17 protein-coding genes are annotated in these 16,054 nt (G+C 46.1%); 15 read left to right on the top strand and 2 right to left on the bottom strand.

Features of this window, described 5'->3' with window-relative positions:
- Nucleotides 1-4: 4 nt before the first annotated feature.
- Both dnaN and dnaA read right to left on the bottom strand, forming a co-directional pair.
- The gene (dnaN, locus tag AK965_RS15745; RefSeq protein WP_099080501.1) at nucleotides 5-1,105 is read right to left on the bottom strand and encodes a DNA polymerase III subunit beta; all 1,101 of its coding nucleotides are present in this window, start codon (nucleotides 1,103-1,105) and stop codon (nucleotides 5-7) included.
- A 63-nt stretch (nucleotides 1,106-1,168) separates the two neighbouring features.
- A complete protein-coding gene (gene dnaA / locus AK965_RS15740; protein ID WP_099080500.1) occupies nucleotides 1,169-2,575 on the bottom strand; it encodes a chromosomal replication initiator protein DnaA in 1,407 nt (468 codons plus the stop codon).
- A gap of 445 nt (nucleotides 2,576-3,020) precedes the next feature.
- Between dnaA and AK965_RS15730 the strand changes: the two genes are divergently transcribed.
- The 15 genes from AK965_RS15730 (at nucleotide 3,021) to atpB (ending at nucleotide 16,020) form a co-directional block, all read left to right on the top strand.
- Nucleotides 3,021-3,782 (top strand): amino acid ABC transporter substrate-binding protein, encoded by a 762-nt coding sequence (locus tag AK965_RS15730; protein WP_099080498.1) that lies wholly within the window; start codon nucleotides 3,021-3,023, stop codon nucleotides 3,780-3,782.
- Between the two features lie 103 nt (nucleotides 3,783-3,885).
- On the top strand, nucleotides 3,886-4,557 hold the full coding sequence (locus AK965_RS15725; RefSeq protein WP_099080497.1) for an amino acid ABC transporter permease: 672 nt from the start codon (nucleotides 3,886-3,888) through the stop codon (nucleotides 4,555-4,557).
- Complete coding sequence (locus tag AK965_RS15720) at nucleotides 4,554-5,291, top strand: amino acid ABC transporter ATP-binding protein (protein WP_099080496.1); 738 nt, start codon at nucleotides 4,554-4,556, stop codon at nucleotides 5,289-5,291. The genes AK965_RS15725 and AK965_RS15720 overlap by 4 nt, the downstream gene beginning before the upstream one ends.
- A 243-nt stretch (nucleotides 5,292-5,534) precedes the next feature.
- Nucleotides 5,535-5,669 carry a 50S ribosomal protein L34 gene (gene rpmH, locus AK965_RS15715; RefSeq protein WP_005378825.1) on the top strand — a complete coding sequence of 45 codons (135 nt, stop codon included), beginning with the start codon at nucleotides 5,535-5,537 and terminating at the stop codon, nucleotides 5,667-5,669.
- Nucleotides 5,670-5,715: 46 nt separating this feature from the next.
- Nucleotides 5,716-6,039 carry a ribonuclease P protein component gene (rnpA, locus tag AK965_RS15710; RefSeq protein WP_241214344.1) on the top strand — a complete coding sequence of 108 codons (324 nt, stop codon included), beginning with the start codon at nucleotides 5,716-5,718 and terminating at the stop codon, nucleotides 6,037-6,039.
- Complete coding sequence (yidD, locus tag AK965_RS15705) at nucleotides 6,006-6,263, top strand: membrane protein insertion efficiency factor YidD (protein ID WP_099080494.1); 258 nt, start codon at nucleotides 6,006-6,008, stop codon at nucleotides 6,261-6,263. Before rnpA ends, yidD begins: the two co-directional genes overlap by 34 nt.
- Before the next feature lie 2 nt (nucleotides 6,264-6,265).
- Entirely contained in the window at nucleotides 6,266-7,888 is a 1,623-nt protein-coding gene (gene yidC / locus AK965_RS15700) for a membrane protein insertase YidC (RefSeq protein WP_099080493.1), read from the top strand.
- Between the two features lie 133 nt (nucleotides 7,889-8,021).
- Nucleotides 8,022-9,383, top strand: a complete 1,362-nt coding sequence (gene mnmE, locus AK965_RS15695; RefSeq protein WP_099080492.1) for a tRNA uridine-5-carboxymethylaminomethyl(34) synthesis GTPase MnmE — start codon at nucleotides 8,022-8,024, stop codon at nucleotides 9,381-9,383.
- Nucleotides 9,384-9,488: 105 nt separating this feature from the next.
- The gene (mioC, locus tag AK965_RS15690) at nucleotides 9,489-9,923 is read left to right on the top strand and encodes an FMN-binding protein MioC (RefSeq protein WP_099080491.1); all 435 of its coding nucleotides are present in this window, start codon (nucleotides 9,489-9,491) and stop codon (nucleotides 9,921-9,923) included.
- Nucleotides 9,924-10,399: 476 nt separating this feature from the next.
- Nucleotides 10,400-12,295: a tRNA uridine-5-carboxymethylaminomethyl(34) synthesis enzyme MnmG gene (gene mnmG / locus AK965_RS15680; RefSeq protein ID WP_099080490.1), complete on the top strand. Its 1,896-nt coding sequence runs from the start codon at nucleotides 10,400-10,402 to the stop codon at nucleotides 12,293-12,295.
- Nucleotides 12,295-12,930, top strand: a complete 636-nt coding sequence (rsmG, locus tag AK965_RS15675; protein WP_099080489.1) for a 16S rRNA (guanine(527)-N(7))-methyltransferase RsmG — start codon at nucleotides 12,295-12,297, stop codon at nucleotides 12,928-12,930. Before mnmG ends, rsmG begins: the two co-directional genes overlap by 1 nt.
- Nucleotides 12,931-12,940: 10 nt before the next feature.
- Nucleotides 12,941-13,714 (top strand): ParA family protein, encoded by a 774-nt coding sequence (locus AK965_RS15670; RefSeq protein ID WP_099080488.1) that lies wholly within the window; start codon nucleotides 12,941-12,943, stop codon nucleotides 13,712-13,714.
- A gap of 23 nt (nucleotides 13,715-13,737) precedes the next feature.
- Nucleotides 13,738-14,619: a ParB/RepB/Spo0J family partition protein gene (locus AK965_RS15665; RefSeq protein WP_099080487.1), complete on the top strand. Its 882-nt coding sequence runs from the start codon at nucleotides 13,738-13,740 to the stop codon at nucleotides 14,617-14,619.
- Nucleotides 14,620-14,809: 190 nt separating this feature from the next.
- On the top strand, nucleotides 14,810-15,199 hold the full coding sequence (locus tag AK965_RS15660) for a F0F1 ATP synthase subunit I (RefSeq protein ID WP_099080486.1): 390 nt from the start codon (nucleotides 14,810-14,812) through the stop codon (nucleotides 15,197-15,199).
- A gap of 8 nt (nucleotides 15,200-15,207) precedes the next feature.
- Complete coding sequence (gene atpB / locus AK965_RS15655) at nucleotides 15,208-16,020, top strand: F0F1 ATP synthase subunit A (RefSeq protein WP_010444751.1); 813 nt, start codon at nucleotides 15,208-15,210, stop codon at nucleotides 16,018-16,020.
- Nucleotides 16,021-16,054 lie beyond the last annotated feature (34 nt).

Here is a 16,054-nt window from a genome sequence, read left to right as displayed (position 1 = left end):
TGGCTTATAGACGAATTGGCATCACCACGTACATGGCACTGTCGTCGTCTGCATTTTCAATCAACGCACTGGCGTTGGCATCCGACATCGACACGCGCACATTTTCACAGCGCAGTGTATTGAGCACATCAAGTACGTAGCTTACGTTAAAGCCGATTTCGATCGCGTCACCTTCAAAGGTCACGTCGAGCATTTCTTCTGCTTCTTCTTGCTCTGGGTTGTTGGCAGTAATGCGCATTTCGCTACCCGCAAGATTCACACGTACACCACGGAATTTTTCGTTTGAAAGAATCGCGGCGCGTGAGAATGCTTGACGTAATTCATCACAGCTTGCTTCTAGTGTTTTGTTGGTACTTTGCGGCATTACGCGGCGATAATCTGGGAAACGCCCATCAACAAGCTTAGAAGTGAAGATAAAGTTATTTACTTCTGCGCGTACGTTTGAGCTACCGATTTGTAGCACAACAGGTTGCTCCGGTGCATCCATAAGCTTAACCAGCTCTTGCACACCTTTACGTGGCACGATGATTTGCTTCTGCGCAAAATCCGCACCCAACTGAGTTTGAGATACCGCCATACGGTGACCGTCGGTTGCAACACTGCGTAGTGTCGTACCATCGATTTCAAACAACATACCGTTTAGGTAGTAACGTACGTCTTGGTTCGCCATTGAGAACTGAGTCTTGTCGATCAGAGTGCGCAGTTCTGCTTGGCTTAGTGAGACTTCGACTTCACTTTGCCAATCTTCAATGTTCGGGAAATCATTCGCTGGTAGGGTTGCCAAAGAGAAACGGCTACGACCAGAGCGAACTTGCACGCGATCGCCTTCTAATACGAAGGTGATGATGGCATCATCTGGTAGACCACGGCAGATATCGAGAAACTTACGAGAAGGAACCGTAATGCTGCCTGCTTCAAAATCCCCTTCCAGAGTCACTTTGCTCACCAATTCCACTTCCAAATCGGTCGCGGTCATGGATAACACGTTCTCTTCTACTTTAAGCAGTAGGTTACCCAAAATTGGCAGGGTTGGTCGGCCACCTAGTGCGCCCGAAACCTGTTGTAGCGGTTTGATTAAATGGCTACGTTCAATGGTAAATTTCATGCTTGGCTCTTTACGCTGTCAGCTCAATTAATGATTTGCTTAGATTACTCTCATTCTAACCGATTACGAAGACAGGGTGCGAATCAAGTTAGAGTAATCTTCTTTAATATCGTGGCTCTCTTCACGCAGCTGCTCAATCTTGCGACAAGCATGCAGTACCGTGGTGTGGTCACGACCTCCGAATGCATCACCAATTTCCGGCAAACTATGGTTGGTCAGCTCTTTTGCTAGAGCCATGGCCAGCTGGCGAGGACGAGCAACCGAGCGAGAGCGACGTTTAGACAGCAGATCGGCCACTTTAATTTTGTAGTATTCCGCAACCGTCTTCTGAATATTGTCGATAGTCACCAACTTCTCTTGCAGAGCCAACAAATCACGCAGCGCTTCACGAACGAAATCAATCGTAATTGGACGACCAGTAAAGTTCGCGTTGGCGATAACGCGGTTTAACGCCCCTTCCAGCTCACGAACGTTAGAGCGCAGACGCTTAGCAATAAAGAACGCCACTTCATCCGCGAGATGAATTTGGTGGTCTTCGGCTTTCTTCATCAAGATCGCTACACGCGTTTCAAGCTCAGGCGGCTCGATCGCAACCGTTAGGCCCCAACCAAAACGAGATTTCAAACGATCTTCAACACCGTTGATCTCTTTTGGATAACGGTCAGAAGTCAGGATGATCTGTTGATTGCCTTCCAGTAGCGCGTTGAAAGTATGGAAGAATTCTTCTTGTGAACGCTCTTTATTGGCAAAGAATTGAATGTCATCGATAAGTAACGCATCCACACTGCGGTAGTAGCGCTTGAACTCTTCAATCGCATTGTTTTGCAGTGCTTTCACCATGTCTTGCACGAAACGCTCAGAGTGCATGTACACCACTTTGGCGTTAGGATTGTTATCCACAATCGCATTACCTACCGCGTGTAAAAGGTGGGTTTTACCTAAACCCGTACCGCCATATAAGAATAGTGGATTGTACGCCGCGCCTGGATTATCCGATACCTGACGCGCAGCGGCCAAACCTAGTTGGTTGGACTTACCTTCAACAAAGTTATTAAATTTATGCTTCGGGTTGACGTTCGAGCGGTGATTGATGTTTGCGATCGCTTGAGCATCGTCATCCCACGTTTTATGGATAGGTTTGCGCGCTTGCAGTTGTGCTGGCGCTGACGATTCTGCAGCAACATCCGCCGGAGTACGTGTCGGTGCCGGTTTTGGTGCAGCCACAGGACGACTGCCCACTTCAAAACGCAGATTAGGAATATCGTTGCCACAGTATTCCTGCAACAGACGATTAATACTGTTTAAGTACTTATCACGAACCCAATCCAAAACGAAGCGGTTAGGCGCAAAAAGAGTGAGAGTATTGTCATTGAGCTCCGCTTGTAACGGACGAACCCACATGCTGAATTCTGTAGCTGGTAGCTCTTCTTGAAGCTGCTGCAAACATTGCAACCAAAGCGAAGATGACACGGTGCCCCCACTGAATATTTGAATTATCGGAAAAGACTGGCAATTTTACCTGTTGATAACCAAGATCGCTAGCAATTGATCGGTGATCCAGTGAATAAGATCTAACTTATTCACAATTATTCCCCCAAACTTGATGAGATCAACACACCTTGCCCCATAGTTGCCCACACAATGATCCACATTTGGGCATAAAGCCGTCGATCATCAAATTGGTGATAACTCTGTGCATGAATTTTCTCAGCAGATCGATCGTTCGAGCTTTTTTACTGGATTGTTGTATCACATCAAGTAGGGGACCCCTTAAATCTCTAACATTTCCTCGGTTTGATTTTTAACCATAAAAAGCAGCTTATTACTCTAACTTATAGGTTATTTCACTTGGTTATTTATCTAACTGAGTACATTACCAGTAGTATTTCCAACTATAAAAATTTGGAGATGCATTATGAAAAACTGGATTAAGGTTGCCGTCGCCGCCTTCGCTTTATCTGCTGCCACCGTTCAAGCCGCTGTCGATACAGCCGCGACGGAAGTTAAAGTGGGTATGTCAGGTCGCTACTTCCCATTCACTTTTGTTAAACAAGACAAGCTTCAAGGCTTTGAAGTGGATATGTGGGATGAGATTGGTAAACGTAACGGCTACAAGATCGAGTACGTGACTGCGAACTTTTCCGGGTTATTTGGCCTGTTAGAAACGGGCCGCATTGATACCATCTCAAACCAAATAACCATGACCGACGCACGTAAAGCCAAATATCTTTTCGCAGACCCTTATGTGGTAGATGGTGCACAAATTACGGTACGTAAAGGTAACGACAACATCAAAGGCATCGAAGATCTAGCAGGAAAAACCGTCGCGGTGAATTTAGGTTCAAACTTTGAGCAATTATTACGAAGCCACGATAAAGACGGCAAGATCAATATCAAAACTTACGACACGGGTATCGAGCACGATGTCGCACTTGGCCGCGCTGATGCCTTCATCATGGATCGCTTGTCTGCGTTAGAGTTGATTAAGAAAACTAGTCTGCCACTAGAACTAGCAGGCGAACCGTTTGAAACCATTGAAAATGCTTGGCCATTCGTCGACAACGAGAAAGGTCGTACTCTACAGGAACACGTCAACAAAGCGCTCACTGAAATGCGTGCCGACGGTACAGTAGAGAAGATTTCGGTGAAATGGTTTGGTGCTGACATCACGAAATAAACTTCTCTTCTTTGTAGGACGCAGCGCTTTATCTCGCATCCTTTTAACTCAATGACAAGGTGGAACTTCGTATTCCACCTTTTCTTTTCTCAAGGTAAGTCGTATGGGATTTGATTTTAATTACATGTTAGAGCTACTGCCGATACTACTCAAGTACCTTGGCACAACCATGGAAATGGCCACATGGGGGTTAATCTTTTCACTGATTTTAGCCGTCATTTTAGCCAATATTCGTGTTTTTAAGCTCCCAGTTCTTGATCAATTGAGTCAGCTATATATCAGTTTCTTCCGTGGCACTCCGTTGTTGGTGCAACTGTTTTTGCTTTACTATGGCTTGCCGCAAGTGTTCCCTTTCATGGTCGGACTCGATGCCTTTTCTGCGGCGGTCATTGGCTTAACTCTACACTTTGCCGCTTACATGGCAGAGAGTATTCGTGCCGCTATTATCGGCATTGATCGTAGCCAAATGGAAGCCAGCTTGTCAGTGGGTATGACGACCACACAAGCGATGCGCCGCGTCATTTTGCCTCAAGCGACACGCGTTGCTTTGCCATCATTAATGAATTACTTCATTGATATGATTAAGTCGACATCCCTCGCCTTCACACTTGGTGTGGCAGAAATCATGGCCAAAGCACAAATGGAAGCCTCATCGAGTTTCCGTTTCTTTGAAGCCTTCTTAGCTGTCGCACTGATTTATTGGGGCGTCGTGGTGGTGTTGACTCGCGTGCAAATTTGGGCAGAAGTGAAATTGAATAAGGCATACGTACGATGATCAAATTAGAAAATATCCACAAGCGCTTTGGCGAGACTGAAGTACTCAAAGGCATTGATCTCGATATTAAACAAGGTGAGATCATTGTGATTATCGGATCTAGCGGTACGGGTAAATCGACACTGCTGCGCACCATTAACTTCCTTGAGCAAGCGGATGAAGGTCGCATCACCATCGATGACATCTCAGTTGATACACAAAAGCATACCAAAGCCGAAGTATTAGCTCTGCGCCGCCGCACTGGGTTTGTTTTCCAGAATTATGCGTTATTTTCTCATATGAATGCGCGTCAGAACATCGCTGAAGGCTTGATCACGGTGCGCGGTTGGAAAAAAGACCAAGCAATGAAGCGCGCCCAGCAAATCCTCGATGATATCGGTCTTGGGAGCAAAGGAGATAGCTACCCTGCCGCCCTTTCAGGTGGTCAGCAGCAACGTGTCGGTATTGGTCGCGCAATGGCCTTACAACCAGAACTGTTGCTTTTTGATGAACCGACCTCCGCACTCGACCCTGAGTGGGTTGGCGAAGTATTGTCATTAATGAAGAAGTTAGCCAATCAGCACCAAACCATGCTAGTGGTCACACACGAAATGCAATTCGCTAAAGAGGTCGCGGATCGAGTGATCTTCATGGCTGAGGGTAACATTGTCGAACAAGGTTCTCCACAGGATATTTTCGACAATCCACAGGATCCAAGATTACAAAAATTCCTTAACCAAGGGGGAATCGAGTAAAGATCAAGCATCAAGATCAATCGATCCTTGAGATTTTACTCACACTACGTATAATCGCCCGGCCGGAATTTCATACTCATGAGTCATTGACACATTATGTGAGTGTGATTACAATTCCGCCTCTTTGTTGAGAGGCGTCGGTTGTTCTTCTCTATATAAAGAGCTTCTTTATATAAAGAAAGCATATTGCCCACGCCGGGTTTAACAAGAACCTAAAACTACTGATCAGTAAAGGTAATTATCATGAAACGCACTTTTCAACCTACAGTTCTAAAGCGCAAGCGTACTCACGGCTTCCGTGCTCGCATGGCAACTAAGAACGGTCGTAAAGTTATTAACGCACGTCGTGCAAAAGGCCGTGCGCGCCTATCAAAATAATCATTAGTTTATTTTGAACACGTTCGCGTTTAATCGGGAGTTACGTTTGTTAACTCCCGAGCATTATCAAAACGTCTTCCAGCAAGCTCATCGTGCTGGTTCGCCTCATTTCACCATCATTGCTCGTAATAACGACCTATCTCATCCTCGACTAGGTTTAGCCGTTCCGAAAAAGCAAATCAAAACCGCCGTTGGCCGAAACCGTTTTAAACGTTTGGCTCGTGAAAGCTTTCGTAACAAACAACATCAGCTTCCAAACAAAGATTTTGTTGTGATTGCTAAGAAAAGCGCGCAAGATTTAAGCAATGAGGAAATTTTAAAGTTGTTTGATAAGCTATGGCATCGCCTGTCTCGCCCCTCTCGTGGATAGCCATTGGGCTCATTTATCTCTACCGTTGGTTTATAAGCCCTCTGATTGGTCCTCGATGCCGATTTACTCCAACCTGCTCAACTTATGCTTTAGAAGCTCTGAGAGCTCACGGTTTTGTAAAAGGGTGTTGGTTATCAGGCAAACGTCTATTAAAATGCCACCCTTTGAATGAAGGGGGGTATGACCCCATTCCACCAGTCCAAAAACAAGACAGAGATAAATAACGATGGATTCTCAACGTAATATCCTGCTCATCGCTCTGGCACTGGTTTCTTTCTTGCTATTCCAACAATGGCAAGTCGCAAAGAATCCAGCACCTCAAGCGGTTGAACAGGCTCAATCAAGCAGTACTCTACCTGCACCATCTTTTGCGGATGAGCTTGATCCAGTTCCGGGTCAACAACAAGCATCAGCAAAAACTATCACAGTAACGACTGATGTTTTAACTCTGTCGATCGACACCATTGGTGGCGATGTGGTACATGCCGATCTAAACCAATACGCTGCTGAGCTCGACTCATCAGACCCATTCGTTCTGTTACAAGATACCCAAGGTCACCAATATATCGCTCAAAGCGGTCTCGTGGGCCCTCAAGGTATCGATGTTAGCAGCACTAACCGCCCTCACTACAACGTGAGTGCAGATAGCTTTACGCTCGCTGAAGGCCAAGACGAACTGCGCGTTCCAATGACCTTTACTGCAAATGGCATAGACTATACCAAGACTTACGTACTTAAACGTGGTAGCTATGCCATGAACGTTGAGTACGATATTGTCAATAAGTCAGGCAACAATGCGGCACTAGGTATGTACGCGCATTTACGCCATAACTTAATGGACGCGGGTGGTAGTATCACCATGCCAACTTACCTTGGTGGCGCTTACTCAACAGAAAATGTTAAGTACGAAAAGTACAGCTTTGATGACATGCGAGATCGCAATCTGTCGGTAAATCTACCAAATGGACAAGGTTGGGCTGCTATTATTCAACACTACTTTGCATCAGCTTGGATCCCACGTGATGAGCCAGGTACGACTATCTACACTCGAGTGATTGGTAATCTGGGTGATATCGGTATTCGCATGCCGAATAAGACTATCGCAGATGGTGGCAGTGCAAACTTTACTGCGACACTTTGGGTTGGTCCAAAACTGCAAGACCAGATGGCGCAAGTCGCACCTAATCTTAACCTTACCGTAGATTACGGTTGGTTATGGTTTATTGCTCAGCCACTACACTGGTTGCTCGATACGATTCACGGCTTTGTTGGCAACTGGGGTGTGGCGATTATTCTACTGACATTCATTGTTCGTGGTGCCATGTACCCACTAACAAAAGCGCAATACACATCTATGGCCAAAATGCGCATGCTACAGCCTAAGCTGCAAGCAATGCGTGAGCGCATCGGTGATGACCGTCAGCGCATGAGCCAAGAAATGATGGAACTGTACAAGAAAGAGAAAGTAAACCCACTGGGTGGCTGTTTACCTCTTCTTCTACAGATGCCTATCTTCATCGCACTATACTGGGCACTAATGGAATCGGTTGAGTTACGTCACTCACCATTCTTCGGTTGGATTCATGACCTTTCAGCGCAGGACCCATACTACATCCTGCCTCTACTGATGGGTGCGTCTATGTTCCTAATCCAGAAGATGAGTCCAACAACCGTAACGGATCCAATGCAGCAGAAGATCATGACCTTTATGCCGGTTATGTTTACCTTCTTCTTCTTGTTCTTCCCATCAGGCCTAGTTCTATACTGGTTGGTGTCGAACATCGTTACGCTTATCCAGCAGACTTTGATTTACAAAGCACTGGAGAAAAAAGGCTTACACACTAAGTAACCTTGATAGAAAAGCATAAGAAAGGCGGCCAAAAGGTCGCCTTTTTGTTTTTGGCTGATTACAATTCAGCTAATTAATTGGTTCTGGCTCCCTAGGGGTGTAAACCCTATAGCCCAGCTCAAAAGGCAAGATTATGACTACAGATACGATTGTCGCTCAAGCAACCGCACCGGGTCGTGGCGGTGTTGGCATTATTCGTGTTTCTGGCCCTAAGGCCAATCAAGTGGCGCAAGAAGTCACTGGTAAGACGCTAAAGCCTCGCTACGCAGAGTATCTGCCATTCCAAGCAGAAGATGGCTCCGTACTGGACCAAGGTATTGCACTGTACTTCCCTAACCCACACTCGTTCACAGGCGAAGACGTGCTTGAGCTGCAAGGTCACGGCGGCCCAGTGGTAATGGACATGCTGATGAAGCGTATTCTCGGCATTGATGGCGTACGTGCCGCTCGTCCTGGTGAGTTCTCAGAGCGCGCCTTCCTGAACGATAAGATGGACCTAACTCAAGCAGAAGCGATTGCCGACCTGATTGATGCAAGCTCAGAAGAAGCAGCAAAATCAGCACTGCAATCACTGCAAGGTCAGTTCTCACAACGCATCCAAACGCTGGTGGAATCGCTGATCCACTTACGTATTTACGTGGAAGCTGCGATTGACTTCCCTGAAGAAGAAATCGACTTTTTGGCCGATGGTAAAGTGTCTGGCGACCTACAAATGATCATCGATAACCTCGATGCAGTACGCAAAGAAGCAAACCAAGGCGCTATCATGCGTGAAGGCATGAAAGTCGTGATTGCTGGCCGTCCTAATGCGGGTAAATCGAGCCTACTGAACGCACTGTCAGGCAAAGAGTCGGCTATCGTCACGGATATCGCGGGTACCACCCGTGACGTGCTACGTGAGCACATCCATATTGATGGTATGCCGCTGCACATCATTGACACTGCAGGTCTGCGTGACGCTTCAGATGAAGTTGAAAAAATCGGTATCGAACGCGCATGGGATGAAATTGCTCAAGCTGACCGTGTACTGTTCATGGTAGACGGCACGACAACTGATGCAACGGATCCAAAGGACATCTGGCCTGACTTTGTTGATCGCCTGCCAAACAACATCGGCATGACAGTGATCCGCAACAAAGCGGATCAAACCGGTGAAGAGATGGGGATCTGCCATGTGAATGCTCCAACGTTGATTCGCCTTTCTGCGAAAACAGGCGCGGGTGTGGATGCTTTACGCACTCACTTAAAAGAGTGCATGGGCTTCTCAGGCAATACAGAAGGCGGCTTTATGGCTCGCCGTCGCCATCTAGATGCGCTAGAGCGTGCTGCTCAGCATCTTCAAATCGGCCAAGAGCAGCTTGAAGGCTATATGGCTGGGGAAATTTTGGCAGAAGAGCTGCGTATTACTCAGCAGCACTTGAATGAGATTACCGGTGAATTCAGCTCTGATGACCTCCTCGGCCGAATCTTCTCCTCATTCTGTATCGGTAAATAATAAAACGCGCGGTGTTAGGCTAAAGCTTACCACCGCGTTTCTTTTTGTACTGACGCTTAAGCGTAAAACCGACAAGGCGTTGGTATAGCTTTATAAGGAAGAAATATGATCCATATTATTACAGGTAGTACACTAGGTGGCGCAGAATACGTCGGTGATCACCTTAGTGATCTACTCAATGAAAAGGGATTTGAAACCACGATCCACAACCAACCAGAATTGGCCTCAATCGACAACCAAGGCACATGGCTAGTAATCACTTCCACGCACGGTGCCGGAGATTACCCAGATAACATCCAGCCTTTCATTGCGGCACTGCAGAACACACCACCTAAGATGGCAGACGTGAAGTTTGCAGTGATTGCAATTGGTGATTCAAGCTACGATACCTTCTGTGCTGCAGGCCAACACGCGCATGACCTGCTAGAAGACATTGGTGCAACACCAATCGCAGATTGCTTAAAGATTGATGTACTCAGTCATGCCGTACCTGAAGACGCCGCTGAAGCATGGCTAAACGAACATATCGATCGCTTCTAACGGCCAAACACCCTCTTTTCAGAGTCGCTTTGCGGCTCTATTCCCAACCGAGTGAATAACTTTTTGCAAAACCTAATGCTCAACCGCTCAAAATTCACCCAATCGAACTGTGGATAAGTATAGTAAGATCCGGTTAATTTCCTTTAGTTATCCAACTAACAACTTTGTCCTCGTCTTCCCCCTGTGTATAACTACCGATTTTGATCCCAGGATACTCGCATGTAGATCAAACCATGATCACAAGATATGATCCAAAAAAGATCCATGTTCTTGTTGATCATTTTCCACTTATCCACAGAAGCACTCGATCCTAATAATAGATCTAATAAAAGATCATATATATAGATCTTATATATATAATCTTGAAGACTAAAATATGAAAAGAGAGAAAACAATTCTCTCCTACAGAGAAAAAAGGTAAAATGCCGCTCTTTTTTATCTGTCTATTAAATCCTTTGAATACCTGAGGTCAGTTCATGCTTTATCACGAAAACTTTGACGTCATTGTTGTCGGTGGCGGACACGCAGGAACGGAAGCCGCACTTGCATCTGCACGCACAGGACAAAAAACACTTCTCCTTACCCATAACATCGATACATTAGGCCAGATGTCTTGTAATCCAGCCATTGGTGGTATTGGTAAAGGTCACTTAGTTAAAGAAGTGGATGCTATGGGCGGTTTGATGGCGCAAGCTATTGATCACGCAGGTATTCAATTTCGAACACTCAATGCTTCAAAAGGGCCAGCAGTTCGAGCAACACGTGCTCAAGCTGATCGCGCGTTATACAAAGCTTACGTGCGTGATGCACTTGAAAATGCACCAAACCTAACGCTATTTCAACAATCGGTGGACGATCTCATCATCGAGCAGGATCGCGTCGTGGGTGTCGTTACTCAAATGGGGCTTAAATTCCAAGCAAAAGCCGTAGTATTAACCGTGGGCACCTTCTTGGGCGGTAAGATCCATATTGGTTTAGAAAGCTCTTCTGGTGGCCGTGCTGGTGATCCACCATCGATCGCGTTAGCGGATCGACTGCGAGAACTGCCGTTCCGCGTGGATCGTCTAAAAACGGGTACACCGCCACGCATTGATGCTCGCAGCGTTGATTTCTCAGTGCTTGAAGCTCAACATGGTGATAATCCAACCCCTGTGTTTTCTTTCATGGGGAAACGTGATCATCATCCACGCCAAATTCCGTGTTTCATTACGCACACCAATGAGCAAACGCATGAAGTGATCCGTAATAATCTTGATCGCAGCCCAATGTATGCTGGTGTGATCGAAGGGATTGGCCCGCGCTACTGCCCGTCTATCGAAGACAAAGTGATGCGCTTTGCGGATAAGAACAGTCACCAAATCTTCATCGAGCCAGAAGGCCTAACGACGCATGAGTTATACCCAAATGGTATTTCCACCAGTTTGCCGTTTGACGTTCAAGTGCAAATTGTGCGCTCAATGAAAGGTTTTGAGAATGCACATATCGTTCGTCCTGGTTACGCGATTGAGTACGATTTCTTCGACCCTCGCGATTTGAAGCACACTTACGAGACGAAATTCATTAGCGGTTTGTTCTTTGCTGGCCAAATCAACGGAACAACCGGCTACGAAGAAGCGGCAGCACAAGGTCTGATGGCTGGCCTAAACGCAAGTTTGCACAGCCAAGACAAAGAAGGTTGGAGTCCTCGTCGTGACCAAGCCTACATGGGGGTGTTAATTGACGATTTGTCGACCATGGGTACCAAAGAACCGTACCGTATGTTCACTTCTCGTGCGGAATACCGTTTGTTGCTGCGCGAAGACAATGCCGACCTACGTCTGACAGAAAAAGCGCGTGAACTTGGTTTGATTGATGATGCTCGTTGGGCGCGTTTCAACGAGAAAATTAACAACATGGAAACCGAGCGTCAGCGTCTGAAGTCGACTTGGATGAATCCAAACTCGGCAGGTATTGACGAACTAAACAAGTTGTTAAAAACCCCAATGGCGCGTGAAGCAAGCGGTGAGGATCTTTTGCGTCGTCCAGAGATCACTTATTCACAATTGACGCAACTGGATGCTTTTGCTCCGACGCTGGAAGATCAACAAGCCGCTGAACAAGTTGAAATTCAAGTAAAATACGATGGTTACATCAAGCGTCAGCAAGAAGAAATCGAAAAGTCTTTACGTCATGAAAACACCAAGCTGCCCGTCGATTTGGATTACAAAGACGTGAAAGGCCTGTCTAACGAAGTCGTCGCAAAATTGACAGACGCAAAACCAGAAAGCATCGGTATTGCATCACGCATTTCGGGTATTACACCTGCCGCGATTTCCATTCTGCTTGTTCACCTGAAGAAGCACGGTTTGCTGAAAAAAGGTGAGGAAGAATAATGAGCGCATTACGCACTAAACTGGACTCGCTGATCGTACAAACTGATTTGGAAGTCTCAGACAAACAGCGTGAGCAGTTGGTCGGTTATGTCGAACTGCTCGACAAGTGGAACAAAGCCTATAACCTCACATCGGTTCGTGATCCACTTGATATGTTAGTAAAACATATCCTTGATAGCATAGTGGTTAGTACTCACTTGCAAGGTGAACGTTTTATCGATGTAGGGACTGGCCCTGGATTGCCGGGTATTCCGCTGGCGATCATGAACCCAGAGAAGACTTTCTTTTTGCTCGATAGCCTCGGTAAGCGTATTCGCTTTATCAAGCAAGTGGTGCATAGCTTAGGACTGAAAAATGTGACACCAATTCAAAGTCGCGTTGAAGAGTTCCAACCAGAAGAAAAATTTGATGGCGTTCTGAGCCGAGCTTTTGCTTCAATGACCGATATGGTGGAATGGTGTCATCATCTGCCTAAACAAGATAATGGGGTGTTCCTAGCGCTAAAAGGACAACACCCTAAAGATGAAATGGATCTGCTTCCTGAATGGTGCAGTGTGACAGAGATCATATCTTTAGCTGTTCCTGAGTTAGAAGGCGATCGTCATCTAGTAATCTTATCGCGCAAGGAAAATTAGCGAGGTAATCGTGGGTAAAATTGTAGCAATCGCCAACCAGAAAGGTGGGGTCGGCAAAACAACAACGTGCATTAACTTAGCAGCTTCGATGGCGGCAACAAAGCGCAAGGTTTTGGTGATCGATCTCGATCCTCAAGGCAATGCTACGATGGCCAGTGGCGTCGACAAATATATGGTTGATGCCACGGCGTATGATCTTCTGGTAGAAGATACCCCGTTTGATCAAGTGGTCTGCACCCAGACCACAGGAAAGTACGATCTCATTGCAGCGAACGGCGACGTGACCGCTGCAGAAATCAAATTGATGGAAGTGTTCGCTCGTGAAGTGCGTTTAAAGAACGCGCTTGCGTCCGTTCGCGATAACTATGATTTCATCTTTATTGATTGCCCTCCATCTCTAAACCTTCTTACAATCAATGCGATGGCTGCAGCTGACTCTGTGCTGGTGCCGATGCAATGTGAATACTTTGCGTTAGAAGGTTTAACTGCTCTTATGGATACCATCAGCAAGTTAGCGGCCGTGGTCAATGAGAACCTTAAAATCGAAGGTTTACTACGTACCATGTACGACCCACGTAACCGCCTGTCTAATGAAGTATCCGATCAACTAAAAAAACACTTTGGCAGTAAAGTTTACCGTACCGTGATCCCACGCAATGTGCGTTTGGCTGAAGCGCCAAGTCACGGTAAACCAGCGATGTACTACGACAAGTACTCCGCAGGCGCCAAAGCCTATCTTGCTCTAGCGGGCGAAATGCTCCGCCGCGAAGAAATCCCAGTTTAACTCTACTCTAAGGAATTCATCCCATGTCTAAGCGTGGTCTAGGAAAAGGACTGGATGCGTTGCTGTCGACCAGTTCGTTAGCACGTGAAAAACAGCATATTGCATCGCATAGTCAGGCATTATCGGCAGACGGTGAGTTGATTGACTTATCGATCGGTCAGTTGCAACCGGGTGTGTACCAACCACGTAAAGATATGACACCGGAAGGGCTAGAAGAGCTTGCTGCATCGATTCAATCACAAGGCATTATTCAGCCGATCGTGGTGCGCCAAGTGGCGAGCGGTCAATTTGAAATCATTGCCGGTGAGCGTCGTTGGCGTGCTGCCAAACAAGCCGGTCTTAAGCGAGTCCCTTGTTTGGTGAAAAAGGTTGAGGACCGTGCTGCGATTGCCATGGCGTTGATTGAGAACATTCAGCGTGAAGACTTGAATGTGATTGAAGAAGCGCAAGCGCTTGAGCGTCTGCAAGATGAATTCACCCTGACTCATCAACAAGTTGCGGATGTGATTGGTAAATCAAGAACCACGGTAAGTAACTTATTACGCCTAAATCAGCTCGAAACGGATGTAAAGGGTCTGGTTGCGGATAAAAAGCTTGAAATGGGTCATGCTCGAGCACTGTTGGCACTTGAAGGTGAGCAGCAGATCGAAGTTGCTCAGCAAGTCGCTAAGAAGAAAATGACCGTTCGCCAAACCGAACAGTTAGTAAAAAAGTGCTTAGCGCCACAAAATGAACAAAAAGCCCAACAAGAAGATATCGAAGCAAAGCAAATGTCGCATAAATTGAGTCAGCTGCTTGATGCAAAGGTTTCTTTGACCCGCTCGGTTGGCGGAAAAGCCAAACTAACGATAAGTATTGATGAGCCTCACAAATTAGAGCAACTAATTGCCAAGCTCGAGGCCTAAATGAGATAATTGATTTAGGTCAATTAATTAAATAAATCGAATTTTGTGTGAAAGTTGTCGGATTGTAAACAAAACTGTAAGTTTTTGCTGCAATATAATTGCATTCAGTTGCTCTGACCGTATAATTTTCGCCAATTCCCCTGCACATCGAGATTTAGTGCAAAGTGGATATTACTAGAGGTACGAATACATGGTAGCTGCGTTAGCTAGACCAGGACGAGAGCTCGCAAAGCAATTGTTAATGATCCAGTCTGGCGCGGTTATTTTTGTGGCGGCAGGGATGGCGGTGGCCGTGAATCCTGTATGGGGACTTTCAGCGTTGGTTGGTGGCGGTATTTTTGTCGTTGCCAATGCAGTATTCGCGCTTTGTGCTTTTATGTTTAGTGGAGCTCGTGCTGCCAAGCGCGTCGCGGCATCATTCTACATGGGTGAAGTACTGAAAATCCTTATCACGGTTGCACTGTTCTATGTTGCCTACATGTATATGCAGGTGGAACTTGTTCCCCTCAAACTAACCTATTTGCTGGTACTAGGTATTAATATCTGTGCACCAGTGCTATTCATTAACAACAAAAAATAGGATGAGTTATGGCTGCGCCAGGTGAAGCGCTAACATCGTCCGGATACATTGCCCACCACTTATCAAACCTATCGCTTGCGAAATTAGGCTTGGTAGCGGATGAAGCAAGTTTCTGGAACGTACATATCGATAGCCTGTTTTTTTCTTGGTTTACGGGTTTAATTTTCCTTGGAATTTTTTACAAAGTAGCAAAGAAAACAACAGCAGGTGTACCGGGTAAGCTTCAGTGTGCTGTAGAAATGATCGTTGAATTTGTCGCGGAAAACGTCAAAGACACGTTCCATGGACGCAACCCACTGATCGCGCCTTTAGCACTGACTATCTTTTGTTGGGTATTCTTGATGAACGTGATGGACCTAGTCCCGATCGACTTCTTGCCTTACCCAGCAGAGCATTGGCTAGGTATCCCTTATCTTAAGGTTGTACCGTCTGCTGATGTGAATATCACCATGGCTATGGCTCTAGGCGTTTTTGCATTGATGATCTACTACAGCATCAAAGTGAAAGGTCTAGGTGGATTCGCAAAAGAACTTGCACTACATCCATTCAATCACCCACTGATGATTCCGTTTAACCTACTAATCGAAGTGGTATCGCTATTGGCGAAACCTCTTTCTCTTGGTATGCGTTTATTCGGTAACATGTTTGCGGGTGAGGTTGTATTCATTCTTTGTGCGGCAATGCTACCATGGTACTTGCAATGGATGGGTTCACTACCGTGGGCAATCTTCCATATCTTGGTTATTACGATTCAAGCCTTCGTATTTATGATGTTGACAATTGTTTACCTGTCAATGGCACACGAAGATTCTGATCATTAATTTTTTAAGCTTTTTATTTGGGCACTAAGCCAAC

Source organism: Vibrio sp. PID17_43 (genome assembly GCF_002608565.1).
Lineage (GTDB): Bacteria > Pseudomonadota > Gammaproteobacteria > Enterobacterales > Vibrionaceae > Vibrio.
Note: the sequence above shows the minus strand (reverse complement) of the source record. Positions and strands in the feature narration are given on the sequence as shown.